The 25,198-nt window shown below is 59.0% G+C and carries 27 protein-coding genes and 1 pseudogene; 19 read left to right on the forward strand and 9 right to left on the reverse strand.

What is annotated here, in order from left to right:
• The first annotated feature begins 256 nt into the window (after positions 1-256).
• The 11 genes from nifB to ACVW1B_RS42665 all read left to right on the forward strand — a co-directional run bounded on the left by nifB (position 257) and on the right by ACVW1B_RS42665 (position 7,270).
• The gene (gene nifB, locus ACVW1B_RS42615; protein WP_253603982.1) at positions 257-1,816 is read left to right on the forward strand and encodes a nitrogenase cofactor biosynthesis protein NifB; all 1,560 of its coding nucleotides are present in this window, start codon (positions 257-259) and stop codon (positions 1,814-1,816) included.
• Positions 1,817-1,825: 9 nt separating this feature from the next.
• A complete protein-coding gene (locus ACVW1B_RS42620; RefSeq protein WP_081334786.1) occupies positions 1,826-2,050 on the forward strand; it encodes a 4Fe-4S binding protein in 225 nt (74 codons plus the stop codon).
• A gap of 158 nt (positions 2,051-2,208) precedes the next feature.
• Positions 2,209-2,592 (forward strand): hypothetical protein, encoded by a 384-nt coding sequence (locus tag ACVW1B_RS42625; RefSeq protein ID WP_253588059.1) that lies wholly within the window; start codon positions 2,209-2,211, stop codon positions 2,590-2,592.
• Positions 2,585-2,908 carry a nitrogen fixation protein NifZ gene (locus ACVW1B_RS42630; RefSeq protein WP_057018208.1) on the forward strand — a complete coding sequence of 108 codons (324 nt, stop codon included), beginning with the start codon at positions 2,585-2,587 and terminating at the stop codon, positions 2,906-2,908. Before ACVW1B_RS42625 ends, ACVW1B_RS42630 begins: the two co-directional genes overlap by 8 nt.
• The gene (locus ACVW1B_RS42635; RefSeq protein ID WP_057018209.1) at positions 2,901-3,140 is read left to right on the forward strand and encodes a nitrogen fixation protein NifZ; all 240 of its coding nucleotides are present in this window, start codon (positions 2,901-2,903) and stop codon (positions 3,138-3,140) included. The genes ACVW1B_RS42630 and ACVW1B_RS42635 overlap by 8 nt, the downstream gene beginning before the upstream one ends.
• A 13-nt stretch (positions 3,141-3,153) precedes the next feature.
• The gene (locus tag ACVW1B_RS42640) at positions 3,154-3,513 is read left to right on the forward strand and encodes a DUF3024 domain-containing protein (protein ID WP_253603980.1); all 360 of its coding nucleotides are present in this window, start codon (positions 3,154-3,156) and stop codon (positions 3,511-3,513) included.
• Positions 3,514-3,547: 34 nt separating this feature from the next.
• On the forward strand, positions 3,548-3,817 hold the full coding sequence (locus ACVW1B_RS42645) for a hypothetical protein (protein WP_057018211.1): 270 nt from the start codon (positions 3,548-3,550) through the stop codon (positions 3,815-3,817).
• Between the two features lie 5 nt (positions 3,818-3,822).
• Positions 3,823-5,016: a DegT/DnrJ/EryC1/StrS family aminotransferase gene (locus ACVW1B_RS42650; protein WP_253609789.1), complete on the forward strand. Its 1,194-nt coding sequence runs from the start codon at positions 3,823-3,825 to the stop codon at positions 5,014-5,016.
• Between the two features lie 259 nt (positions 5,017-5,275).
• On the forward strand, positions 5,276-5,497 hold the full coding sequence (locus tag ACVW1B_RS42655) for a hypothetical protein (RefSeq protein ID WP_057018212.1): 222 nt from the start codon (positions 5,276-5,278) through the stop codon (positions 5,495-5,497).
• On the forward strand, positions 5,494-5,967 hold the full coding sequence (locus tag ACVW1B_RS42660; protein ID WP_253588058.1) for a Rieske (2Fe-2S) protein: 474 nt from the start codon (positions 5,494-5,496) through the stop codon (positions 5,965-5,967). The genes ACVW1B_RS42655 and ACVW1B_RS42660 overlap by 4 nt, the downstream gene beginning before the upstream one ends.
• Before the next feature lie 955 nt (positions 5,968-6,922).
• Positions 6,923-7,270: a (2Fe-2S) ferredoxin domain-containing protein gene (locus ACVW1B_RS42665; RefSeq protein ID WP_253588057.1), complete on the forward strand. Its 348-nt coding sequence runs from the start codon at positions 6,923-6,925 to the stop codon at positions 7,268-7,270.
• 567 nt (positions 7,271-7,837) lie between these two features.
• Here ACVW1B_RS42665 and ACVW1B_RS42670 read toward each other — a convergent pair.
• Positions 7,838-8,582 (reverse strand): annotated as a pseudogene (locus ACVW1B_RS42670) (OmpW family protein).
• A 462-nt stretch (positions 8,583-9,044) separates the two neighbouring features.
• Complete coding sequence (locus tag ACVW1B_RS42675; RefSeq protein WP_253603976.1) at positions 9,045-9,458, reverse strand: ArsC/Spx/MgsR family protein; 414 nt, start codon at positions 9,456-9,458, stop codon at positions 9,045-9,047.
• A gap of 843 nt (positions 9,459-10,301) precedes the next feature.
• Here ACVW1B_RS42675 and nifH point away from each other — a divergent pair.
• The 7 genes from nifH to ACVW1B_RS42710 all read left to right on the forward strand — a co-directional run bounded on the left by nifH (position 10,302) and on the right by ACVW1B_RS42710 (position 17,853).
• The gene (nifH, locus tag ACVW1B_RS42680; RefSeq protein WP_057018216.1) at positions 10,302-11,186 is read left to right on the forward strand and encodes a nitrogenase iron protein; all 885 of its coding nucleotides are present in this window, start codon (positions 10,302-10,304) and stop codon (positions 11,184-11,186) included.
• A 141-nt stretch (positions 11,187-11,327) separates the two neighbouring features.
• On the forward strand, positions 11,328-12,044 hold the full coding sequence (locus ACVW1B_RS42685) for a nitrogen fixation protein NifQ (RefSeq protein ID WP_253588055.1): 717 nt from the start codon (positions 11,328-11,330) through the stop codon (positions 12,042-12,044).
• A 376-nt stretch (positions 12,045-12,420) separates the two neighbouring features.
• Positions 12,421-13,608, forward strand: coding sequence for a homocitrate synthase (nifV, locus tag ACVW1B_RS42690; protein ID WP_253588054.1), 1,188 nt, complete (start codon positions 12,421-12,423; stop codon positions 13,606-13,608).
• 179 nt (positions 13,609-13,787) lie between these two features.
• Complete coding sequence (gene nifW, locus ACVW1B_RS42695; RefSeq protein ID WP_253588053.1) at positions 13,788-14,129, forward strand: nitrogenase stabilizing/protective protein NifW; 342 nt, start codon at positions 13,788-13,790, stop codon at positions 14,127-14,129.
• A gap of 957 nt (positions 14,130-15,086) precedes the next feature.
• On the forward strand, positions 15,087-16,196 hold the full coding sequence (locus ACVW1B_RS42700) for an electron transfer flavoprotein subunit alpha/FixB family protein (RefSeq protein ID WP_253588052.1): 1,110 nt from the start codon (positions 15,087-15,089) through the stop codon (positions 16,194-16,196).
• Between the two features lie 13 nt (positions 16,197-16,209).
• The gene (locus tag ACVW1B_RS42705) at positions 16,210-17,517 is read left to right on the forward strand and encodes an FAD-dependent oxidoreductase (protein ID WP_253588051.1); all 1,308 of its coding nucleotides are present in this window, start codon (positions 16,210-16,212) and stop codon (positions 17,515-17,517) included.
• Positions 17,518-17,556: 39 nt separating this feature from the next.
• Positions 17,557-17,853, forward strand: a complete 297-nt coding sequence (locus ACVW1B_RS42710; RefSeq protein ID WP_069277631.1) for a ferredoxin family protein — start codon at positions 17,557-17,559, stop codon at positions 17,851-17,853.
• A 225-nt stretch (positions 17,854-18,078) separates the two neighbouring features.
• On the opposite strand, the gene ACVW1B_RS42715 is transcribed toward ACVW1B_RS42710, so the two are convergent.
• The 6 genes from ACVW1B_RS42715 to ACVW1B_RS42740 form a co-directional block, all read right to left on the reverse strand.
• Positions 18,079-18,627, reverse strand: coding sequence for a carboxymuconolactone decarboxylase family protein (locus ACVW1B_RS42715; RefSeq protein ID WP_069277632.1), 549 nt, complete (start codon positions 18,625-18,627; stop codon positions 18,079-18,081).
• 6 nt (positions 18,628-18,633) lie between these two features.
• Positions 18,634-19,188: a peroxiredoxin gene (locus ACVW1B_RS42720; RefSeq protein WP_069277633.1), complete on the reverse strand. Its 555-nt coding sequence runs from the start codon at positions 19,186-19,188 to the stop codon at positions 18,634-18,636.
• A 343-nt stretch (positions 19,189-19,531) separates the two neighbouring features.
• Positions 19,532-20,209: a DUF2478 domain-containing protein gene (locus ACVW1B_RS42725; protein ID WP_069277634.1), complete on the reverse strand. Its 678-nt coding sequence runs from the start codon at positions 20,207-20,209 to the stop codon at positions 19,532-19,534.
• A gap of 10 nt (positions 20,210-20,219) precedes the next feature.
• Positions 20,220-21,389 (reverse strand): molybdenum ABC transporter ATP-binding protein, encoded by a 1,170-nt coding sequence (gene modC, locus ACVW1B_RS42730; protein ID WP_245313880.1) that lies wholly within the window; start codon positions 21,387-21,389, stop codon positions 20,220-20,222.
• A gap of 28 nt (positions 21,390-21,417) precedes the next feature.
• Positions 21,418-21,915 (reverse strand): type 2 periplasmic-binding domain-containing protein, encoded by a 498-nt coding sequence (locus ACVW1B_RS42735; protein ID WP_069277635.1) that lies wholly within the window; start codon positions 21,913-21,915, stop codon positions 21,418-21,420.
• Positions 21,916-22,250: 335 nt separating this feature from the next.
• The gene (locus ACVW1B_RS42740) at positions 22,251-23,372 is read right to left on the reverse strand and encodes an IS630 family transposase (protein ID WP_253588045.1); all 1,122 of its coding nucleotides are present in this window, start codon (positions 23,370-23,372) and stop codon (positions 22,251-22,253) included.
• 43 nt (positions 23,373-23,415) lie between these two features.
• On the opposite strand from ACVW1B_RS42740, the gene ACVW1B_RS42745 reads away from it, so the two are divergent.
• Entirely contained in the window at positions 23,416-23,673 is a 258-nt protein-coding gene (locus ACVW1B_RS42745) for a LexA family protein (protein ID WP_253587780.1), read from the forward strand.
• 56 nt (positions 23,674-23,729) lie between these two features.
• Here the strand turns inward: ACVW1B_RS42745 and ACVW1B_RS42750 are convergent.
• Positions 23,730-24,493 (reverse strand): IS5 family transposase gene (locus ACVW1B_RS42750; protein WP_141713710.1). Its coding sequence is split into 2 segments (ribosomal slippage): positions 23,730-24,155 and positions 24,158-24,493, totalling 762 coding nucleotides; the frame shifts between segments, so codons are not numbered across the junction.
• Positions 24,494-25,198 lie beyond the last annotated feature (705 nt).

Genomic DNA, 25,198 nt, shown 5'->3' on the forward strand with positions numbered 1-25,198 from the left:
AGCGTGACCTTGGTGCGTGAATGAGCGCAACAGCCGTGGGGCTCTGCGCCAAAAGCACGACGTACTTGTCGCGCTTCCTACATTCGCGCCATTGCTGGTCCTGCATGCCTGGGCGTTGATGCTCCCCCTAACCCTTTGGGGTATAGCTGCAATGTCATCGTCTCCGCGATGGCATGTGAGTTGCTACTGCTCTTCTTGAGGGTCTCTCGGGGGTACTCCAGGGAGGCCGATGATTGCCTGCAGGGAGAACTGGAAAATGAACGCGGTCGTCGGACGCGGGAAATATGCCGAAGCTGCGGTAGGTGCCGGAAAGATGGTGCAGACGGCCGCCGAGCATAAGGGCTGCCGCACCTCGTCCAACATTGGCCAAGCGCGTTGCGGCTCGCGGGCGGGACAAGGCGATCTGCCGACCGAGATCTGGGAAAAAGTGAAGAACCATCCCTGCTACAGCGAAGAGGCGCATCATCACTACGCCCGCATGCACGTCGCTGTGGCGCCAGCCTGCAACATCCAGTGCAATTACTGCAACCGCAAATACGACTGCGCCAACGAATCGCGCCCGGGCGTAGCGAGCGAGAAGCTCACGCCTGAGCAGGCGGTCAAGAAAGTGCTTGCGGTTGCGGCCACCATTCCTCAGATGACCGTGCTTGGCATCGCCGGTCCGGGCGACCCATTGGCCAATCCAGAGAAGACGTTCAAGACGTTCGAACTCGTCGCCAAAGCGGCTCCGGACATTAAGCTGTGTCTTTCAACCAATGGGCTGAGCCTGCCCGATTATGTTGACATCATCGCCAAGTCCAAGATTGACCATGTCACGATCACCATCAACACGATCGATCCCGAAATCGGCGCCAAGATCTATCCATGGATCTTCTTCGACCACAGGCGCTACACCGGCATCGACGCGGCAAGGATACTTACTAATCGTCAGCTGCAAGGCCTGGAGATGCTCAGCGAACGGGGGATCCTGTGCAAGGTCAACTCTGTGATGATCCCGCATATCAACGATCATCACCTGGTCGAAGTCAACAAGGCGGTGAAGTCGCGAGGCGCCTTCCTTCACAATATCATGCCGCTGATCTCCGCACCCGAGTACGGAACAGTATTTGGCCTCAACGGTCAGCGCGGGCCGACAGCGCTGGAATTGAGGGCGCTGCAGGATGCTTGTGAAGGGGAGATAAACATGATGCGCCACTGCCGTCAGTGCCGGGCCGATGCTGTGGGTCTGCTCGGAGAGGATCGCAGCGCGGAGTTTACCACTGACAAAGTCATGAAGATGGACGTCGAATATGACCTCGACGTGCGCCAGGCTTATCGCGACCGGGTAGAGGATGAGCGTGCCGCCAAAGGCAAGGCCAACAACGAGGAACTCGGGAAATTGGCTGGGGAGACGAGTGAGATCTCGCTTCTGGTGGCAGTCGCAACCAAAGGTTCGGGGATAATCAACGAGCACTTTGGACATGCAAAGGAATTCCAAATCTACGAACTTTCCACTTCCGGCACAAAATTCGTTGGCCACCGCCGTGTAGACGTCTACTGCCAGGGCGGTTATGGGGAGCAGGATAGGCTGTCCACCATCGTCCGCGGCATCAATGACTGCCACGCGGTGTTCGTGGCTAAGATCGGCGGCGGCCCGAAAGGCAATCTGATCAAGGCTGGAATCGAGCCGGTCGATCAATACGCGCATGAGTTCATCGAGAAGTCGGCAATTGCCTGGTTCCGGTCCTATCTCGACCAGGTGAAGAGCGGTGAGATCCAGCACGTGAAGCGCGGCGATGCTTCGATTCGACAGGGAGCTCTGAACTCTGCGGCGTGAGGAGGTTGTGTGCCATTCAAGATCATCGCCTCGCAATGCACGAGCTGCTCAGCCTGCGAGCCATTGTGCCCGAACGTTGCAATCTCGGAGAAGGCTGGGATCTTCGTCATTGAGCCGGCAAAATGCACTGAATGCGTTGGCTATTTCGACGAGCCGCAATGTGTTGCTGCCTGTCCGGTCGAGAATACTTGCGTCATCGACACGTCCTGGCCGCGCTACCACGCGCCAGCCTGAAGGGTGAGCTCCATGAACGGATTCCCGCCGCCGCTGGATGATGTGGACGAAACTGTACCCGGGAACGCGGCGCAAGGCCATGCCCTGTTTCTGCGGCGGCGAAACGAGGGCCATCGCAGCCTTGCCAGCCGAGCTGGAACTCCATTTGATGCGACCGAGTGACGCTGATGCTGGCTGACCATACCTACGAGCTTAGTCGCGCCGTGGCGCACCGCGTCGCGCCGCAGCAGCTCGGCCAATTGATGAGCGACGAGGAGCTCGAGTTCCGCCACATCGTGGCACGCGGTGTCTCCAATGAGCGGCCGCTAGCCACAGCGAACGACCTAGACGCCCCGGTGCGGGTCGAGAACATACGGCGCCTGTTGCCGGAGCCGCTAACTGCTCCACAGCGTGCCCCTGGCCCACACGTCTACCATGCAGTGGCGCGCTGCATTGCCGCGGGTGAATCGGCAGATGGAGATAAGGACGAATTGATGCGGGACCTCGCATGCGCCGGTATGGCGGCGTCCCTGCGTGTCCACGAGGGGGTGGTGCATGAATAAAATCGTTCGGGACAGCGACGTCGTCGAGCTCAGTGGGCCGCCGGTCTTCAGTTTTAGCGAAAAGGTCCGCGCCAATCGCACTATCCGCAACGATGGCACATATCGCGGCAAGGAGATCGGCGAGATTTTGGTCAAGAAGGGAGATGTCGGTTACGTCGTGTCGATCGGCACGTTCTTGCAGCAATTCTACATCTACGGCGTCGAGTTCCTCGAAAGCGGCTGCCGCGTTGGCATGAAGCGCAAGGAGCTTGAGTCGGTGGACGCATGCGAGGAGATCGATGATCTGCCATTGCCGGAAGAGACTGTGTATGACTGAGGTTCGCTTTCCGAAGTATCGGCGGGGCCAGCGCGTCAAAGCTGCAGTTGACCTCATCAACGACGGCTCTTTTCCCGATACCGAGCCTGAGGGTCTTGTGCTCGGCGCCGGAGCAACCGGCGAGATCGTAAGGGTCGCTATCCATACGGAGGCGGACGTACCGATCTATACTGTCGATTTTGGCGAGCGGCGGCTCATTGGCTGTCTTGAAGAGGAAATCACCGCGCTTTGAGGGGGCTTTCGCGATGAATGCCGGGCTGATGAGGAAGGTAAAGACCGGGCTGGTCCCTCACCCGAACGAGCTGGATCGCAAGCGGATCGAGCGCGGCTTGAGCTCGCGCAATCGCTATCTCTATGTCTCGCCGAACGTGACGCCGGTGAAGGGCGGCTATCTGGTCGAAACTCCATGCTGCTCGCGCAATATCGACAAGGATGGCGGCCTCATTGATGTCGCGCTGATTCTTTATGATGCCGTGAGCGGAATCTGGAAAGTGTTTTGCAAGAACCACGCGCAAGGTATCTGGGAGTTTTACAGCCTTTACCACCGCCTGAGTTCAGCAATCGACGAATTGAACGCGGATCCCGAGCGCTTGTTCTGGCAGTGACGAATTGCCGTTGACGAATCATGGAGAAGTCACGATGGCGCTCACTGCGGAGGAACTGATCGAAATCGAGCGACTGCTTGCGGTCGATGACGCCGACACGAGTCCCTTCGTCGAGCTGCGGCGCCGCTTTCCGCAGCTTGCATGCGTTCGCTGCGATGCGTCGGATGTGACGGATCAGCCGTTTCGGCAATTTCCTAGTTTCGATCTGCATTTGCTCGACGGGTCGGATCACTGCGTGCAGATTACAGCCGATCCGAAGCGGGCGACCGCTATCGTGTTAGCGAAGAGGAATACTGTAGGGTGAACGGAATTGAACTGGCAGAGCATCGGCTTGATGGCCCGGACGGGAAGGAGGCAAATACATCCTTCATTCCACTGTCCGATCCCGATATCAGCTTCGCCGAGCTCTCCGCCGTGGAAGCGCTTCTGTGCACGCCGCAGATCTCCAATGGGCGGATCACCGAGGCGTTCGAGCAGGCGTTTGCCGTCTATCTTGGCCGCAAATATGCGGTAGCAGTATCGAGCGGCACCATCGGGCTGCTGCTGGCGCTCAAGGCACTCGGCGTCGGGCCAGGACAGGAGGTCATTGCCTCGCCGTATTCCTTTCGCGAGACGGTCCATGCGATCGGTCTTGCAGGTGCGCGGGCGGTATTTGCCGACATCGACTATTGGTCGGGAACATTGCTCCCAGAGAAAGCCGAAGAGCGCATCACGGCCAACACGCGGGCGATTGTCGCCGGTAATCCCAACGGCCATCCCGCGCCGTGGTCAGAACTGCGTGTGATCGCGCGGCGCCATCATCTGGCACTTTTGGAGGATTCCACCGAAGCAATTGGATCGCGGTACAAGGGCGAACTGGTCGGCCGGTTTGGCGATCTGGCGGTTTTCGACTTTGCCCAACCCCTGGCCCTAAGCTGCGGCGAAGGCGCAATGGTGGTAACGGACGATATCGACCTTGCGGTTGGCGTGCGGCGCTATCGCGCCCACCGCCTGGACGAGCGCTCTTCCGTGATCGTCGGCGCCACAGCACCGTACCAGGCCGGCATGAGCGATCTCACGGCAGCCTTGGGGCTGGCGCAGCTCCAGCGTCTCGATGAAATCCTGGAGCGTCGTCGCCTGGTGGAGCAGCTCTACAGCGCGCATATGCAATCATTTGAAGGTATTAAGCCGCCTTACGTAGGCCCTCATGTGACCGAGGTTAACTGGTTGCTCTATCTCGTCCATCTGGGAACGCGCTTCACGCGATCCGGCCGCGACGCTATCGTCGAGGATCTGCGCGCCGCCCAAATTGAATCCGTCGCCTATAGCCATCCTCTGCACTTGCAACGCCATTATTTCGACCTCGGCTATCGCCGTGGCGATTTGCTGATTACGGAAAAGATCGCCGATCGCGCCCTGGCACTGCCGTTTCACACTCATCTTTCGAACGACAAGATCGAGTTTATTGTCGAGACCATGAAAGATGCGTCGATCAACGTGGGCGCGGGTGCAGCGATCTACTGAGATGCGGATAATCCGCCAAACGGAAGGACGAGCATTTGAATAGCGATGATCGTAGTTGTGCTTCACCGCGCCAGATGAGCAAGGCGAACGACCAAGGGCGGGCCCGTGAGCACGAAGAAGACCTGCTCGAAGGTAGCGAGGCGCGGTCTGAAATCCACGGCTCGAGGCCACGCGCGAAGCTGCTGGAAACCGAGCTATTCACAATTGAGATCCTCAGTCTCGGCTCGGGTCTTTAAAGTCGGCTAAATAGGGAATTGCAATGGACCCGCAACAAGTCATCATTCACGTCCGCTTCGGCCCGAACGGGAGGGTGATCCAAATCAGCGAGCGTCCGGCGAAGCTCACGCCGGACCAGTGGTTTGATGTGCTCAACACCCGTGTCGGCTCGAATTATCGACCGCTCGCTCGTGGCCGCGGCGCCTTCCGGCTGGCCCGGACTACGGTCGAAGCCTTCAAGCAGGAAACTGCGAGGCCCGGATGAGCAAAGGGATGATTGGCAATCCGATGAGTGACCAGATCGCGGTTTTCGCCGTCTGTCCCGCCGATGCCATCGAGCGAAGTGGCGCCAGGGGCTTCAGCTTGTCGCGAGTCGACGACAGCGGCGAGAGCCGCCCGTTTCCAATTATTGTGGTTCGCACGTTCGGCGACGACTATTTAGGGTACGTCAATCGCTGTCCGCATGACAGCTTATGGCTCAACATCGGCTCCGGCGAGTTTTTCTCCTCTGACCGCTCCTTTCTCAGATGCGGCAGGCACGGTGCCAGATTTGAGATCGACACTGGGCTATGCATCGATGGTCCCTGCAATGGACAAGCGCTTGAACCGGTCGCGCTCGCCATCATCGACGGTGACGTCTGCCTGTGCGGCGTCAGGTTACTGGAGGACGATCGGTTGTACGACTCGTTTGAGGACAGCGACGAAGCCATGGATATTGCGATCCATCCTGATTAACAGGCGTAACACTTGGCCGCTAATCAAGTCGCTTTTAACACGCATCGCCGAATAGAGCCATCGGACTCACGAGTACTGTCCCGGACCCGCGTCAATACGTGTGAACTGAGAGTGAAAGCTGGCGGTCTTGCCGGAGTCCGAACAGCAACCGCGATCTTGGCGGCACCAACGAGGTTTCTGGCGCTAGCTCACCAAACGGCGAGCAAGGCCATTGTTGCCGGTGGATAGAATTTTCGAGAAGGAAATGCCCTCGGCGGCTACAAGTTCGCCGAGGGCACCGTCTGGGCTGTATGAAATGGGGAGGCCCAGACTGACAGGACCGTTTGGTCTGGAGGAATGACGATCCTGTGTCCCGATTTTCCTATCTTCCGATTTTTTGGCCGACCGCTGAAGCGGGCGTAGCAATTGCAATGCCAAGCCTCCGTTCATGCGATGGCCTAGCGGTCACCGCCATCTCGTCAGCCGACGGCGTCGCCAAGGTCGATGCATAACGGGGACATGGGCGCGCTACATACGAACTGCGAATGGCTGAGGCGGAAGAGTGTCGAACGCGATGCAACATTTGTCATGCACGAAACAGAGGCGGGCGACATTGTCGCGAGCTCGGCATAATTGTCGGTCGTCTCAGAGCGAAGAATGAGATTGTTGGAGAAACAAGCGCTGCGCATCTGGTGCGGAACTTGCTTTGGGGGAATTGGATGGTCGCGTAAGTGATGAGGGAAAAGAAGATCACGACGCTGAAATTGATCATGGCGGGTGTTTCATATGGCAAGCATCTGTCGCTGATCGGTCAGCGATGATCATCAATATGTCGCCCGCTCATTTCGCCTGCCTTCGCAAGCACGAGTGGAAATTGGTTATGGCCGATACGGCGTTCGAATGAAGAGAAGACGTTTTGGGCGGATCCCGGATCTTGTCTCTTCTCAGATGAAGCCGTTGATTGCAGGATAGGCGCATGAACGCAGAAACCGAATTCGAGCTTCCTCAACTTTATCGGCATCACGTCTTTGCCTGCCACACGCAGCGTCCGCCCGATCATCCGCACGGCAGCTGCGGCGCTTCTGGGGCGCAGGTCCTCTGGGATCGGATGGGTAAGGCAATCGAAGCCCAAGGCCTCACCGATGTCGGTTTCACCATGGCGGGCTGCCTTGGCTTTTGTAACTCCGGTCCTTTGATGGTCGTCTATCCAGACGGGGTCTGGTATCGCGCCATCACGCCCGAAGACGTTGATGAAATCGTAGACTCCCATCTCAAGCAGGGCAAACGTGTCGACCGCCTCGTGATGGTGCTGAGGCGAAGCTAAAGACTCCGTTTTAGCGCCGCTTGCCCGGGCGTCGTCTATATGGGCAGCTTATATGCCCAGCCAGCTGGCATCTCGGCATATCTCCGATGATCGGGCGCCCTAACGCTTCCAGTACGTGCGCAGCGGCGGACTACTGAACCGTCGTTATGGCCCTGGATCTGGATCATCCGGTGAGAGGGAAGCCTCGACCGGAGTCCTGCTCATGATCGGGTCCGATGAGCCCTGAACTCGAACTCAAGTCTGTTGCAGGAGCGATCGTTCTCACAAGGGGGCGTTCGGGCTTGAAGTCTCGGCTCCGATAAGCAGGGTGACCGCTTCTGCTCCCGCCGAGAAGGAAACACGATTAGGATTTTATTGACCGCTATTGGCTCAATCTGTTTGTGCTCTGTCATTTACCGCCACGTCCAAAGCTCACAGCGAGAGTAATGCTGCGAATGGCTCCCGGCCTTCGGCGAGACGACGTGTCGTTTTACACATCATCCCGCTCGCCTTTGTACTGCACTACAGCGGGGAGACGCGCCAGACGAGGCGGCGCGTCCGAGAGCTCGCTGAAGCGAGTTCTTAGCGTCAGAACTTGTAAGTGATGCCGCCGCTGACGAGCCATGGGTCGATATTGGCGCGGCCGGTGACAGCAATTGCATTGTTTACGGTCGCCGAATAATTCGGTCGCAACCACAACTTCTTCACGTCGAAGTTGAGGCCCCCAATGACGGTCAAGCATATAGTCGAAGCCGAATTGGACCGCGGCACCAAGCTGGTTGCTGATGTGCAAATCCGTCACAGCAGGGCCAGTGAGTGACGTATTGGCTGCGGATTGGTTGAAGAATACGGTGTAGTTGATGCCCGCGCCGATGTAGGGCTTGAACGGGCCGAAATCGGTGAAGTGATATTGCAGAGTCAGGGTTGGCGGCAATAGCCAAGCTTTGCCGACATCTAGACCAGTTAGCGTGCCCGCGCCGCTGATGTGATGACGGGTCACGCCGAGAATGAGTTCGGCGGCAACGTTGTTTGTGAAGAAATAGGTGATGTCGAGCTCCGGTACCACTTGGTCGCTGATCGATAGTCCGGAAGCGGGCGAGGACAGCGCCGGCACCCCGGCAACATTGACGGAGCTTCCGGCGGTATCCGGCAAAACGCCAAGCACGCGCAGGCGGATCATCCACGGATTGAAGGGCTCAATCTGAGGTGCTTTGTAGTAGATCGGGGCCCGCGCCAGGTCCGCGGCCTTTACCGGGATGCTGGCCAGCGGGGTCGCGAGCGCAAGCAGCGATGCCGTTGTCAGAATTGTCGTTGTCCTCATCGAATTCTCCATTCCAAAGTTCGCGCGAAGAGTCGCGCGAGACTTCTGTCACACATGGCAGACGGCGAAGGATTTGATGCTGATCAAATGGCGGCGGACGTAGCGCAATTCTGCAGCCACGTTGCATAAGGATCACGGCCGCGAGCTTCGCGTCCTCTGTCTGGATCGTTATTCAGTTCAATGTTCTGTCTGAGCCGAATCTATTCAATAAGCCGCGTCTCGGCGTAAAGCGCCGGCAAATTCAGACTGAAGCCATCATGTGCGATAAGCGCGATCGAGCTGCGGCGGTTTCACACAAGCGGGCGATGGAAAGGTCGTATTCAAGCCGAGCAGCCTGGGCGCTGCTGGTTACGAAGAGCCACGCACGCCGGCCATCCTCAGCGAAGTACTGTCAGCCATTCTGAAAATGGACAGGAGTGGGAGGATCGTTGTTCGGATTGGTCGGCGGCAATAGTAGTATGATCGATCGTTTCCTCACCACGATGGACAGTGGGTGTCCTGTTGTTCGTGGGAGCACCCCTCAAGATCATCTTGCGTATCCCGACCAAGAAGCGACAGCACGAGTTCATGATCGAAACCGGCGCATCTTGCACCGTCGGCGTTGATCAGCGGTCGTCTGATCAGGAGCGGATCTGCCAGCATCGCCGCGAGCGCACTCGCGGCGTCGATTGTGTCAGGATTAATGTCCCCCGACTTGATACGAGGCGCGGCTCGGTTGAACCAGGATGCGATCGGCATACTGCCGAAGAAGCGTCGCAAGTCCTCCGCAGCCCATGGCTCCTTCAATATATCCTTGGCTATCAGGTCGTGGCCAGCGGCCTTCAGCGCGAGCATCTGACGCGCATTGGTGACGCAGCCTGGCTTCCGATAAAAAAGGATTGTCGCCATGGTGTACCTCATGTGGGCCGCGCCGAGCTGAACGGTCGGCGGCAATTCCGCTACGTCCGAAAGCGCATTTTGACACCGTTGCGCACCATCGCCCGTCAGTGGCGTAAGCACCGTACCGTGCGTGCGCTGGCGTTAGTGCGATCGACGGCCGTGATCTCCCGCGGTGGCTCGCAAACGAGCAAGATCCGAGCCAGCTAGAAATTGACGCGCCAACTTATCAACGAGCATCGGCCTTTTATGTCTCATAGCGAATCTCGAAACAGGACCCAGTTAGCTTCGATCCGCAGGCGGCCGCGTGCTTCTAGCTGCCGTAAGGTCATGCGTCAATCTGATCAGCTGGATCGCGAGTTCTGCCGCACAATTGATTTCGTCATCCTCGACCCACGAACACCCTCGCCAGGCCACTTGGATGTTCCGACTTCGACCTGCATTTCACTCTTCGCAAATTGCCGACCACCGCCTTGCAAGAAAGGGAGCAAGTCCCGTTCCATTTAAGGGCATTGGATGAGGTCATGCCAAGCTGCGGCTTTTCGGTTGATGGGTGTTGCCGTTGTTCGTTTTCTGACAGGCGCGAAGATCCTGTCCGTCCAAAACGTCTTGGGGCTACTCAACGGACAGTTGGTTTTTTAGAACCTAATCAGAAGCTTAATGAGCCTGGATAGCGTTGGCATGGCAGTTGCTATTCACCGGCAGCAACACTGAGTGAGGGGCTGGGTGCACGCCGACGCGTAAGACGAGCGATGCGCTCCTTCCCTTGAACCCGTGTGCCCCGTTTCTGAAAGAGAAACAAGCTCGCGTGTAGGAAGCACGCAACTTTTGGCAAATCGGTTGATGGAGAACTAAATGTCTTCACTGAGACAAATCGCGTTCTACGGAAAGGGCGGCATCGGCAAGTCGACCACTTCCCAGAACACGTTGGCGGCACTGGCCGAAATGGGCCAGAAAATCCTGATTGTGGGATGCGATCCTAAGGCGGATTCGACGCGCCTGATCCTGCATGCCAAGGCGCAGGACACGATCTTGAGTCTTGCAGCGAGCGCCGGCAGCGTGGAGGATCTCGAACTCGAGGATGTAATGAAGGTCGGCTACAAGGACATCCGCTGCGTGGAATCCGGTGGTCCTGAGCCGGGTGTCGGCTGCGCCGGCCGCGGTGTCATCACCTCGATCAATTTCCTGGAGGAGAACGGCGCCTACGAGAACATTGACTATGTCTCCTACGATGTGCTCGGCGACGTCGTTTGCGGGGGCTTCGCGATGCCAATCCGCGAGAACAAGGCGCAGGAAATCTATATCGTCATGTCGGGTGAAATGATGGCGATGTATGCCGCAAACAACATCTCCAAGGGCATCCTGAAATACGCCAACTCGGGTGGCGTGCGGCTGGGTGGCTTGGTCTGTAATGAGCGGCAGACCGATAAGGAGCTGGAGCTGGCGGAGGCGCTGGCGAAGAAGTTAGGCACTCAGTTGATCTACTTCGTGCCGCGCGACAATGTGGTGCAGCATGCCGAGCTGCGGCGCATGACGGTGCTCGAGTATGCGCCCGAGTCGCAGCAGGCCGATCACTATCGCAATCTTGCAACCAAAATCCACAACAATGGCGGCAAGGGCATCATTCCCACCCCGATCTCTATGGACGAGCTCGAGGACATGCTGATGGAGCATGGCATAATGAAGGCCGTCGACGAATCCATCATCGGCAAGACCGCCGCCGAACTCGCGGCCTCATAAGGGTCTCGGGTCGCGGCCTGTTGAAGGCGCGCGACGGATGCCGGTCTCCCTCACCCCCCATCCGGGGAGACCGGCACTCTAACAGCACTCGACCAGCCAGAACGGGGCGGGGCAAACGTGACTGCTTAGCCCAAAAACATCATGCCCGAAACGCACCTCCTTACGTTTATGGCTGCTTGCGCCGTCGATGCGAGCAGCGATGTGCAGCGAGGAATTGAAACCTACCGAGCGCTTATTGGCGTGCCTCCTGAAGATGCCGACATTGTCACCGACAGCAATTTCGATTGCCATGTCCTGGCGTCGATCCTGGCGGCCGCCTCGATGGATGGTGGTGCGCTTCCCGAGAAGGCCGGTCTGTCCGGCCACGAGCTGGCGGCCCTGCTGGGGCTCTATTTTCCGTCGGTTGAGGTCAAGATCTCGGAGCAGCTCCTGGCGTCTAAGTGCGATGAAAATGACGAAATCTCGATGGTGCGCGATCTCTTACTCAAGCAACGCTCGACGGAAGGGCATATCGGCGGCTGGCTGGCCGCGATGATCGCCCGCCGCTCCATAGAGCCAGATCACCTGTGGGAAGATCTCGGATTGCGCAATCGTGGCGAACTCTCGCGACTACTAAGCCGCCACTTCGCGCCCCTCGCCGCGCGCAATATCAACAATATGCGCTGGAAGCGCTTCTTCTACCGCTCGCTATGCGAGGATGAAGGCCTCGTCATGTGCACCACGCCCGTGTGCACACAATGTAACGACTTCAATCTCTGCTTCGGCGAAGAAAGCGGCGAGAGTCGGATGGCCGAGCGCCGGCGCGACCTTCTGTTGCAGGCAGCTCGCCCGGAAGTCAGTGGCGACTGGCCTATTTGAGTTGCCACAAGGTTCCTCGATCTCCCGGTCATCTGATAACGCATCGCGGGCTTTGGCGAACTTCGCAGGAGCTGAAGAGCGAGGCTAACGCCATTCGATGCGGACGCAACTATGAGGTCCAAGGCGATGCCGAGCCAGAGGGGATTCGCAACGTTTTCCGCATCCCGTAGTGCAATCGCGTCAACATTCGAGTTCAGCGAGGCAAGAGGCAAGGTGAGGCGTCCGCTTCGTGAACCTGTCGCGTTTGCGACAATCCAATTGCGAAGGTCAGCCGAGGAGAAGAGCGTATCATTTTCAACGGGTTGTCAACGATGGCGGGCTGGCATGCGGGTTGCTGAAGCGCTCTAGGTCGAAAACAATGAGGAGCCCTTTCGTGATGGCCGCCACCACCACCGCCAAACCGCCTTGGTCCGAGCAGGCGCACGTCCGGCCAACCGTGCTCAACGACACGACATTACGCGACGGCGAGCAGGCGCCTGGTGTTGCGTTCACCACCGAGGAAAAGCTGGCGATCGCGCAGGCTTTGGCGCGCGCGGGTGTGACGGAGATCGAGGCGGGAACGCCCGCGATGGGCAACGAGGAGATCGCCGCTATCCGCACAATCGTCGAAGCGGAGCTTCCGCTGACCACCATAGGCTGGTGCCGGATGCGGCAAGCGGACATCGATGCCGCGATCGAAGCGAAGGTGTCCATGGTCAATATATCGATCCCAAGTTCCGATGTGCAGATCGCGGCCAAGCTTGGCGGACGTCGCGAGCTGGCGCTGGAACAAGTGAAGCGAGTAGTAGGTTATGCCCGTGAGCAGGGACTTGAGGTCGCTGTCGGCGGCGAGGACTCCTCCCGCGCCGACATCGATTTCCTCATCAGACTGGTAGCAGCGGCAAAAGCGGCGGGAGCGCGTAGATTTCGCATTGCCGATACGCTCAGTGTGCTCGACCCGGACACAACCTTCGCGCTGGTTGGAAATTTGCGTGCGACCACGGATCTCGAACTCGAGTTTCATGGTCACGATGATCTTGGTCTCGCAACCGCCAATACGCTCTCCGCCATCAAGGCCGGCGCAAGCCACGCCTCGGTAACCGTTATCGGCCTCGGCGAGCGGGCCGGAAATGCACCGCTCGAGGAGGTCGCGGTCGCGCTCAAGCAGCTCTATAGCCGCGAGACTGGCATCATACTGTCGGAGCTCGAGAACGTCGCTGCGGTGGTTGCAGCCGCAGCCGCACGTGCGATTCCCCTGAACAAGGCCATCGTCGGAGAGCATGTGTTTACGCATGAATCGGGCATTCATGTGGATGGCCTTTTGAAGGATCAACGCACCTACCAGGCGCTTGATCCGGTTCTGCTTGGGCGCCGCAACCGTTTTGTGATCGGCAAGCATTCCGGGCTGTCGGCGATCACCGCGTTGCTCAAAGAATTACAGCTCGTCGCCAGCACCGATCAGGCCAGACAGATCCTGTCGCAAGCACGCCAACATGCCGTCGAGCACAAGCTACCGGTCGAGCGCGAAACCGTGATGGCGATCTGGCGCGATGTGTGCGGATGCTTGGCGACCCACCCGGCGTGACCAGCCCCGCCCAGCAACGTCTAGGATACACTCAAGACCAAGCGCGCGAGGACGGAATCGTTGATCGGCGGCAACACTGGCTTGCCTCCGCATGTTGCGCGAGGGGCATGCACTACGATGACCAGGCTCTGCCGCGTTTTCGCCGACCGTTCACCCGCTGATTCAAAGGAGATTTTTCGATGAGTAACTCGCACCCAGCAGCCGGTATCCTGGATCGGCTCAGCAAGGCTTCGTCGGCGGAAGAGTTTTTTTCACTGCTGGGCGTCGATTACGACCCTATGATCGTCGATGTCGCGCGCCTTCACATCCTAAAGCGCATGGGACAATACTTTGCCAATGAGCAATTCGCTGGTGTCGCAGAGCCGGACATCAGAGCTCGTTGCAAAGCGATGCTGGAGCAGGCCTATGCCGACTTCGTGGCATCGTCGCCAATCGAGCAGCGGGTGTTCAAGGTCTTGAAGGATGCCGTCGCAGACCGTGGCAAGCCGACGGCCTTTGTCCCATTGAGCGAGCTGAAATGATCTTACGCTGACGGCTCCTCGTGCAGGCTTCGTCTCCTTCCATCAACTCTCTCCGCCAGGACTCGCGCGACGCTGTCGTATTCCCGACCCTTGTCCGAACGGATCGTGTCCTGGGATTGGCAGTCGTTCCAAGTGCCTCATAAGCCGTTGATTTCGCCCGATTTACTTGGTTCTTGCAACTGGTACGACACTTGCTGTTGTCGTATCGATCCAGTCATCGATGCAATAAATGGTAGCCGTCCGAAATGAGATCTGAAGGAAGACCTTTCACGTTACGTCTACTGCCTACCGAGTTGTACGGCAACATTACGTGGCTCACGCTCACGCAGTGCCAAGCGAGATGGCTTTTGATGCGATTAAAGCCACTATGGAGCCCGCGAGGGCGGCCAACGGGTAAGCCGCCCGTCCACGCTTCAATTGGGGAGCGTATGCACATCTTCGTCAGCATCAGGCGGGTGCCCGCTTGTGCGCAGATCTACATCTACCCCACGGCCGATAGCAACATGCGGCAAAAAGAGTGGACAACGGTGGCCCACGCGAGTCACCAGCGCTGGCGGCCAAGCACTCATCGCACGATAGCGCGGGGGCAAGATCACCTGGGTCGTTACTGCCGATGTGGAGCGCTGGACCGAAAGCGAGGTGCAGCTCTTGCGAAGCAAGTGGGCCCGCGTACTCAAGCATGGACAGGGTCAACCAGGGTGATCGCAGCGGCCTGGCCGCCTCGCTGGCGCTTGTCGAACGGAGCCCACAGGAAGCCTGTCTCCAGGCCCTCTCGGAATCTGGCCCGCTCCGTGCGTTCGCCCCGAGCGACGCCTCTCGTTGCGCGGTCGGGCCGCACCGAGCAGGCGGAACCACCGTGCAGCCGGCCATCTGCTGAGCAAAACTGATCTTCAGCCAACCGAACTGGAAACCAATCCTGTGGCGCGGGCGCGCGCACTATTGAGGGGAATTTAAAACATGAGCAATGTCACCAAAACGGCTGCGCCGCCGGCGGCCGGCCGCGCCGCGGCCAAAAAGGAACTGCCGGAGCACTTTAAGGCCTACAAGCATGTCTGGGTTTTTGTCGAGCAGGAGCGCGGCCAAGTGCATCCCGTCTCCTGGGAACTGATGGGGGCGGGGCGCAGACTTGCCGACAGGCTGAAGGTGAACCTCGCCGCGGTCGTTATTGGTCCGGAGGGGCAGCCGACGCGTAACGCCGCACTTGAATCGTTTTGCTATGGCGCCGATCTGGCCTATCTCGTGAGCGATAATGTTTTGTCGGATTACCGAAATGAATCCTATACCAAAGCGCTAACCGAACTCGTCAACACCTACAAGCCTGAAATCCTGCTGTTGGGCGCGACGACACTCGGTCGCGATCTTGCAGGTTCGGTGGCGACCACCTTGTCGACGGGGCTCACCGCCGACTGCACCGCGCTCGATGTCGACGCAGATGGGTCGCTTGCAGCGACGCGTCCGACCTTTGGCGGCTCGTTGCTGTGCACGATTTATACCTTGAACTACCGTCCGCAGATGGCAACCGTCCGGCCGCGCGTCATGCCGATGCCGGAGCGTGTCGTCCGCGACGCCGCTCGCATCATCATCCATCCGCTCGGTCTTGTCGAAGACGATATCGTCACGAAAGTGCTCACGTTCATTCCCGATCGCGATTCCGAAACGTCAAATCTGGCTTATGCAGATGTCGTCGTCGCCGGCGGCTTGGGACTGGGATCGCCCGAGAACTTTCGGCTGGTGCGAGAGCTAGCAACTCTTCTTGGCGCCGAGTACGGTTGCTCGCGTCCTCTAGTGCAAAAAGGATGGGTGACGTCTGACCGGCAGATCGGCCAGACCGGCAAGACCATCCGGCCAAAGCTCTACATTGCCGCCGGCATTTCCGGCGCAATTCAGCACAGGGTCGGCGTGGAGGGGGCGGACCTGATCGTCGCGATCAATACCGACAAGGACGCACCGATCTTCGATTTCGCTCATGTCGCGATCGTCAGTGATGCCATGCAGTTGCTCCCGTCGCTGACGGCCGCATTTCGCGCCAGGCTCTTGCCGAATTCGCGCGCCCGGCTCGCGGTCTAGAGGAGATGATGTGATGATTGAAGAGAGGTTCGATGCGATCGTTGTCGGAGCCGGTATGGCCGGCAACGCAGCGGCGTTGACCATGGCCAAGCACGGCATGAAGGTGCTGCAGCTCGAGCGCGGCGAATATTCCGGATCGAAGAATGTGCAGGGCGCAATCCTCTATGCCGACATGATGGAAAAGCTGATACCCGAGTTTCGCGAGGAGGCGCCGCTCGAACGCCATCTGGTCGAACAGCGGTTCTGGATTATGGACGATCGCTCCCATGTCGGCGTGCACTACCGATCGGATGACTTCAACGAGGAGCGGCCGAACCGATACACGATCATACGCGCGCAGTTTGACAAATGGTTCTCCTCGAAGGTGCGGGAGGCCGGCGCGACCGTGCTGTGCGAGACGACAGTCACGGAGCTCGTACGGGACGACCATGAGAGGATCGTCGGAGTTCGTACGGATCGCCGCGACGGCGAAATACACGCCGACGTCGTCGTGCTGGCCGAGGGGGTCAATGGTCTCCTCGGCACGCGGGCGGGCCTGCGCGCGCGGCCGACACCCGATAATGTCGCGCTCGCTGTGAAGGAAATGCACTTTTTGCCTCGCGAGACGATCGAGGCGCGTTTCAATCTTAAGGGCGACGAAGGCGTCGTGATCGAGGCTGCCGGTACCATTTCCCGCGGCATGACCGGAATGGGTTTCATCTATGCCAACAAGGAGTGCATCTCGCTCGGCATCGGCTGCCTCGTCGCCGATTTCCAGCGCACCGGCCAGACACCCTACGGCATGCTCGATCATTTCAAGCAGCATCCCTCCGTGGCGCCGCTGATCGCAGGTTCCGAAGTCAAGGAATATGCGGCACATCTCATTCCTGAAGGCGGGTACAAAGCAATCCCGCAGCTCTACGGTGAGGGTTGGGTGGTGGTGGGGGATGCGGCACAGCTCAACAATGCCATTCATCGCGAAGGCTCCAATCTTGCGATGACCTCAGGCCGCATTGCGGCCGAAGCGATCGCCCAGGTCAAATCGCGCCGCGAGCCGATGACCGCAAAAAATCTGTTGCTCTACAAGAAGATGCTGGACGAGTCCTTCGTCATCAAAGACCTCAAGAAGTACAAAGACATGCCGACGCTGATGCACACCCATTCGCAAAACTTCTTTCTTACCTATCCGCAGCTTATCTCCAAGGCGCTTCAGAACTTTGTACGCGTCGACGGTACGCCGAAGGTTGAGAAGGAGAAGGTGACCCTGAAATCCTTCGTCAAGGCGCGGTCATGGACAGGTCTGTTCGGGGATGCGTGCCGTTTTGCCAGGGCCTGGCGCTGACCGGCAACAGTGTGAAATCGAACAATGGAAGGCCAAAGAATGAATGTCGAGCCCTCAGTGCGCGTCGAAGACAAGCTGTACTACAACCGCTATCTTGTCGATGTCGGTCGCCCTCACGTCACCGTGCGCCCGCACACCACGCCGTCGCCGCAGCTACTTGCGCTTTTGAAAGCCTGCCCTGCGCGATGCTACGAACTTAACGACAACGGCCAAGTCGAGATAGCCGTCGACGGCTGCATCGAGTGCGGCACCTGCCGCGTCATCGCTGAACCCTCCGGCGACATCAAATGGAGCCATCCGCGCGGCGGGTACGGCGTGCTGTTCAAGTTTGGCTGAGAGTGCAGCGAAAGGCGGCGGTGAGATCGCCATCACAAGGAGGATCTCGCCGCCTTTGTGGCGCATTCTGGCTCGTCTGCACTTAAGATGAAATTCAAACGAGGCAACCGAGGAGATGCCCGCAAGACTCAGATTGAGGATATCATGCTCGCTTGAATGCCGAGGATTGGTCGTGCCGCAATGGAGTGGCGCCGTAAGCGGTGTCGATCCGACCGCACAAAGGAATCAGCCCGTCGGCTTGGACGGGGCGCGCCCGGCGGCCTCGATCGCAACCGCCACTGATTGCACAATCGCAGCAAAGCGCACGGCAGCCTGGATCACTCCGGAACTGACGCCCTCAGTCCGCAGCGTCTTCTCATGAGCGTCGATGCAGGCACCGCAGCCATTTATGGCCGAGACCGCCAGCGACCACAGCTCAAAATCGGATTTATCCACGCCAGGATTGCCGATCACGTTCATGCGCAATCGTGGCGGCATGGTCTTGTATTCCGGGTTGGACGCGAGGTGAACGAATCGGTAGTAGACATTGTTCATCGCCATCACAGAGGCTGCGGATTTCGCTGCGGCGATCGCCGCGGGCGTCATCACGGCAGCTGCTGCCGCTTCGATCGCGGCAATCAAGTCTGCATTGCGAGTGGCAATCGCGCTCGCCAGCAGCAGGCCGTATTGTCGCTGCGGCGACAGCGTATCATCGGCCAGCAAGGACGCCAGGTTAAGCCTGACGTCCTTGGCGAAATCGGGAATAGTCTCATTCAACTGCTCAATCGACGACATGCTGCCTCACGCAACCTTCAGCGTTTCGCCGCCGACTTCGCGGTTGCAGGGACAGAGTTCGTCGGTCTGCAGCGCGTCCAGAACGCGGAGCGTGTCCTTGGGGCTACGCCCGACGTTCAGATTTGTCGCATAGACGTGTTGGATTATGTTGCCGGGGTCGACGATAAAGGTGTAGCGATAGGCAACGCCCTCAGGTGAACGTACGCCGAGGCCGTCGACTAAGGTTCCTTTTGTGTCGGCAAACTGCCAAATCGGCAAGTTGTGCAGGTCTGCATGCGAGCGCCGCCAGGCGAGCTTGCAGAACTCATTATCAGTCGAGCCGCCCAGTACCACAGCGTCGCGATCGGTGAATTCCTTGGATAGCCGGCCGAACTCAGCAATCTCGGTCGGACAGACGAACGTAAAATCTTTGGGGTAGAAAAAGATGATCTTCCATTTTTCTGGGAAGCTCGTTTCGGTCAGCGTCTCGAACGCGCTGTGTCCTTCTTCTTCCTGCGCCTGAAAGCCGGGCTTCACGCCTGTGATTTCGAACGGCGGCAACTGACTTCCAATTCCGAGCATGCTGACCTCACAAGTGTGCTTTGCGTAAGTGGTGTCGTCATTGCTGAAGCAAGCTATATGCCATCCGTTGTCAAGATCGGATTGTCGCGACTAAGATCACCAGCGGCTTGGGTCTGACGGCCCTCACATCCCACCTCCAATCATGCTGTCTGGATGCGATGCTCGATCGTTTGAAAGGTCATGGACGGGTGCGTACGTGACGATTGGGCTGCCGCAGTCCAAGTTAGCAACCGAATTTCGCGACCAGCGATTGAACCGCTGTTCGAAAACGGCTACTTGCCGACCGAAAATGGACTCACGGCGTCCTCGCAGAGCAGCTTACAGTGTGAAACGGCTGCTGATGCTAAGGCTGTTTTCGTGGGCGGCGAAGGAGCCTCATCGGCGATTCCGGAATCGACGCCGGCGATATTCTCGCAGCCGTCATCAAGCTGTCCGGTATCATCGTCCCCAAATAGCTCCAGCTAGGGCTGAAGGCGCGGCGTCGCCCCGGGCGCGTGGAGACAACGCGCCACCATTCCTCTACGGCTTGACGATCGCAAAGTAGCAGCGTGCCAACATCACCGGTAAAAGCTCTCCAGTCGGCAAGACATTTTCTTGGAACAGCTGTCAGGAGCGGCGTACCCCGAGTGATCGCATCAACAAATTCAGCGCGCAGGCCGCAGCCAACCGCTTCCTGTTTTGCGAATTTGCTGATCACGAGGAGATCGACTTTGTCGCGAAGCGCCTGGGAAACGACAACTGCGGCCTCGGCCAATCCGTTTGTATCGAGTTTACAGGACGCCGCCCCGCTGCCGAGTAGCTGGGAAATCGAGATATCTCGCCCTGTGGCAACGTCGATTGCGAGCATTACGTCCGTGCCGTTTGCATTCCTGAAGGGTCGATGGACGATGCCGCCGACGCGTACGTCATGCCGCGCGAGATCCTGGACGAAATCGGCAAGGAGCTCGTCGGCGTCATCTTCTGGCTGGTAGAGAACCGCCGCCACAGCTGTCGGATCGACGTCATCAAGGTTATCGATCATGGCCGTGATCCTATTTCTGTTCGTTTCGCGTGTTAGCGCTTTTCTGTGGAATATCTCCTACTGGTGTCGCAGGCGTTATGAGCAGCCGCTCGGGGGGTGAGACCGGCAAGGCTCGCGCGACCTCGGCGAATACGTTCATTCCGTTACTGAGCCCCAGCTCATCAAACGAGCGGCGAGTGATGCGCGCCAAAAGGGGAACGCCCGCACGGCCGGTTTCGAGCGCCAGGACCAACGTGACCTCAGCTTCGTCGAACGGCAGAGAGGCTTTGATCCGTGCCGGAAAAACATTGAGGATCGAGCTTGCGCGCGGTGGTTCGCGCCTAATGCTGACATCACCGGCCGCGATGCGCAGCCTTAGCTGCGCGCCTGGTCTGAGCGGTGGCCCAGGTATCAACAGACGCGCACCTTTGAGGCGCAGGATGATCAGCCCATAGCGCCCGTCATAGCCGCCGATTACGGTATCGACGCAGACAGCCGATTCGCCTCGAGCAGCAAGCGCTGGATCGCTCTGGACGGCATGCAGCGGCCCGGCCGCGGTCACAATGCCATCTTTCATCGTGACGAGATGGTCGGCAAAGCGCTCGACGTCAGCCATGTCGTGGCAGATATAGATCATAGGCAACGTGAGCTCTTCACGCATGCGCTCGATAAAGGGCAGAACTTCATGCTTGGCGGGTCGGTCGAGCACAATGAGCGGGTCGTCCAGCAGAAGTAGCCGAGGTTGGGACAACAGCGCGCTGCCCAGCGCAAGTCGCTGTCGCTCGGCACCAGAAAGATGTGAAGGCGCACGGTCAAGCAGCGGCGCCAGGTCGAGCAACTCGATGACGCCATCAAGGTCAATCAGTGACGCTTTCGATTTTGGCGCATTGTACAGAAGGGTGCGCTTGACGGACAAATGAGAGAAAAGAATTGGTCGCTGGAATACATATGCGATCGGACGCAGATGAGGCGGCCGAAACGTCGTTTCGTCCTGCCAGATTTCACCATTGACACCGCAAAATCCAGTCGGCATACGCTGCACGCCGGCAATGCAGCGCGCGAGAGTGGTCTTGCCGCACCCTGGCGGACCGAAAATCGCCGTGACGCCCTTGGCCGGCACGCTGAATTGCGCATCCAAAGGGATGCTTGCGGGGGTGCCGTTGAAGGCGACTTCTATATAGCCCGATTTTGCTTCTCTCACGTGCGCGCGCCTATGCTGCATCTTTTCATCAAATCACGACGAGAATGATTGCAAAGGCGATGAACACCATGCCGCCGACAATCGAGTCTGTTTTGCTCCAGCGCGGCGGTTCCGCCCCGAGGAGGCCAAAAGGTGCCGCGGCAGCATTGCAGATCGACGGCGTTACGACGGCTGGCATCCTGAGCATCTCCCTGTCATCGAGAATCGTCCCAATCGAACGCTGCCGCAAGCGCTTACCGATCACACATGCAAGGCGGGCGTCCAATATCGCGGAATCCTCAGCCAGCTTGGCCGGACTCAGTTCGTCCGCCGGCTGGACTCGCGCGCCTTGCGTCGTTTGGCTGTGGACGCGTCGGCTATCCCCAGAGCTTGACACCGCCTCATGGCCGGCGATCCGCTCGAACGGCGCCATGGCGCTGGTGGCCGATGTCAGGTGTGCGCCGAGGCCTGCATTCATGGCTTCTGCGACTTCAGGTGCAAGCAGCATCAAAGCCAGGTCGAATAGAATCAATCGGAAAAGCCTCATTGGGACTCGGAAGATGGTCCGCACGGCCGCTTTTCTCGCGGCGGCTCCTTGCTCCTCACCCAGCAATCTGCGTGCCGGATAACAGCAGGTGCGCGGGGGCTTCGTCCATGATAAAGCTCGCCAGGCCCCCACCCTGCGTGTGGAATCGCCCCATCGTATGGTCGAGTTTCAGACGTCCGCGTCGTGAACCGGCCATGCAGGAGGGACGTGATATAAGCTGAAGATGATACGATACTGTCGGCCCTTGCGGCGAGAATGGGTTGGAGAGACCATGACCGTGACATTCGCCCCTCAAAGCGGACCCGACGGCGCCGGCTAGTGGCTCTGCACAGTGATTATGACTCTTTGGAAGGCGCGGGATAGGCGCGGCCCATTTTGGTGCGGGCCTTGTCTGTTGTGAACATCCATTTGATGCGAGAGCGGGCGGCATTTCGCTTCCGTTCCCAAGCGGCGATTTCGCGGCGCAACCGCTTGGGGGCGTCGATTCTGCGATTGAGGCACTGGCCCCGCAGGACGCCGATCTCGATCTCGACCATGTTGAGCCAGCTTGCGTGCTTGGGCGTGTAGTGGAACTCGAGCCGTCGCAAAATCCGCCTGGCTTCGGCGGGCGGGAAGGCCTGATACAGGGCGCCGGCGGAGTGGGTCGATAAATTATCCTGGACGACCCGGATGATCTCGGCGTCGGGATAATGGATGTCGACGAGGTCGCGCATGCAGGAGGCATAGTCTTCAGCCGCGCGCCGCTCAGTGACTTTGACCTTGCGCCAGGGACGATGCACGTCGAGGAATACGAAGAGATTGACCGTGCCGTTGCGACGGTACTCGTAATCGTAACGTTCGAGCTGGCCGGGCTCGGCCGGAATCGGTTGACGCGCCTCGCCGATGAGCTGCACCGGGCTTTCGTCGAAGCACACCACCGGCCGCTTGGGATCTGGCGCCTCGGCGTAGAGGTCGAGCACGTCCTCCATACGGGCGACGTATTCGCCGTCGATCTGCGGAATGCACCACATGTCCCTGCGCCAGGGCTTGAGGCCATTTTCGGCCAGGCGCCGCCGAACCGTCTCATGCGACAGGCTCTTGTGTTCGGTGAGCTTGACCATCGCACCTGCCAGCAGCTCAAGCGTCCAGCGGGCCCGGCCTTCTGGCGGACTGGCGTAGGCCGTCGCCACCAACAAGGCTTCTTCCTTGACCGTGAGTTTGCGCTCCGCTCCGGGCCGCGGCTCATCGCTCAGCGCCCGCTCCAGATTGCCTTCCACGAAGCGGCGCTTGGTCCGGTACACGGTCGAGCCGCCCACGCCGACGCTCCGCGCGATCTCCTCATCGCTGCCGCCGGTGTCGGCAGCCAGCAAAATCTGCGCGCGCTTGAGCTTACGGGACGCATGCTTGCCGCCGCTGAGCAGCGCCTTGAGTTCCGTGCGCTCGATTTGGCTGAGGTCGACCCGATAGCGTACATTCATGGCATGCCTCCGTGTTCGAGGCACGCACCAACAACTGAATCGGATGGCCGGCGTGAGTCCTTCGGCAAAACCCTTCACGCCCACACAGGGGCAGTACCTGGCCTTCATCCACCTCTACACGCGCCTGCACCGCAGACCCCCGGCCGAAACCGACATGCGGGAATACTTCCGCGTTAGCCCGCCCTCGGTTCACCAGATGGTGCTGACGCTGGAACGGGAGGGCCTCATCAGACGGCAGCCAAGGACCCCTCGCAGTATCGAGGTCCTCGTTGATCCAAAACACCTGCCGGAGCTACTCTGACCGCCAGACGCAACCCGTCAAAATCACTGTGCAGAGCCACTAGGCGGTGTGGACAGTTATCGCAGCCATAGGACGATGGCTGCGATGGTGATGACGGCAAGGTAATTTCGGGCGGTCTTTTCGAAGCGGGTTGCGACGCGGCGGAATTGCTTGAGCTTTGAGAAGCAGCATTCGACGAGATGGCGCTGGGCATAGAGATGCTTGTCGAGCGGATACTTGAGCGCGCGTGACGGGTTGTTGGGGATGACGGCGAGCTCGCCCTTGGCTGCAATGTCCTGGCGCAGGTGATCGGCGTCATAGGCCGTATCGGCCATGAAAACCTCGGCAGGCAATCCCTCGATCAATGTGGCGGCTTGCGGTGCATCGCCCTTCTGGCCTGCGGTGATCGTGAACCGTACCGGACATCCCAAGCCGCGAACGGCCATATGTATCTTGGTGCTCAGGCCGCCGCGCGAACGGCCAAGCGCTTGATCTTCAGACCCCCTTTTTTGGCCCCGGCAGCATGCTGATGGGCTCGAACAATGGTGGAATCGACAATCAGATATTCGAAGTCCGGATCGTCGGACATTGCCTCGAAGATCCGCCACCAGACGCCTTTGGCACTCCATCGGCTGAAGCGCCGGAACGCGCTGTTCCAATCCCCGAACGCTTCCGGAAGATCACGCCAGGGAGAGCCCGTGCGAACGATCCACAGCACACCTTCCACGAACATCCGATTGTCGCGCCCGGTCGAGCCCTTCTGGTCAGGCCGGCCTATGATCAGCGGCGCCATCCGCTCCCAAGCCGCATCGCTCAACACCAGACGATCCATCACACCCAAGACTGCCTCCCAAAAGCAGCCTTGAATCTGATTTCCTCCTAAAAGGGAATCCTTAGAGTCTACACCGCCTAGCGCAGCGCCAATCGCAAGGCGCGCTTTCCCTTGACAACGTCGTCGCCGATCGGCAGCAACTTCAAATACGTCTGAGCAGTGGGCAAGGGGCGGTTGCGGCGGATCGACCGGGGCCCTCATCACAATTTGTGGGCCTGGCGTCGTCGGACTCAACCTGGGTGCGAGATTTGCCGAAGCCGTTTTGGCATGAAGGGGATCAAGCGGGGAACGCTCCCGCTGATAGCTGGAATATCGCGAACTTCTCGCCGCGATCAGCCTATCCGCCAGTTGAAAGCCATCCACCATCATACTTATTTTTCGGTCGGACACTAAGGGTCATCCAATTGACGAAATCATGCGCTCAGCCGTTGCTAATCCGGCGCCCATTCAGCCAGCTCTGTCAGCCAAGACGAGGACAAGTGGTCGAGCCGGCACGTGGCTATCGCGCTCGTGAGGGCAGCCTGCACAGTTTCTGCTACATTGGAGAAGGATTATGAGGCGCATTGACGAGCGCGGCACATCGCCCATTTCGGAATTTGGTGCCGATGAAGGTCAAGGCGCTGACGGTTCTAGCGCTAGATCGGCTTGTGCCCCCGGCGAAGAGGGCCGATCATTCAGTTCCGTTGTGGAGCAGACGCGCTCTGAGCCTCAGGA

The organism is Bradyrhizobium sp. USDA 4502, from assembly GCF_054063355.1.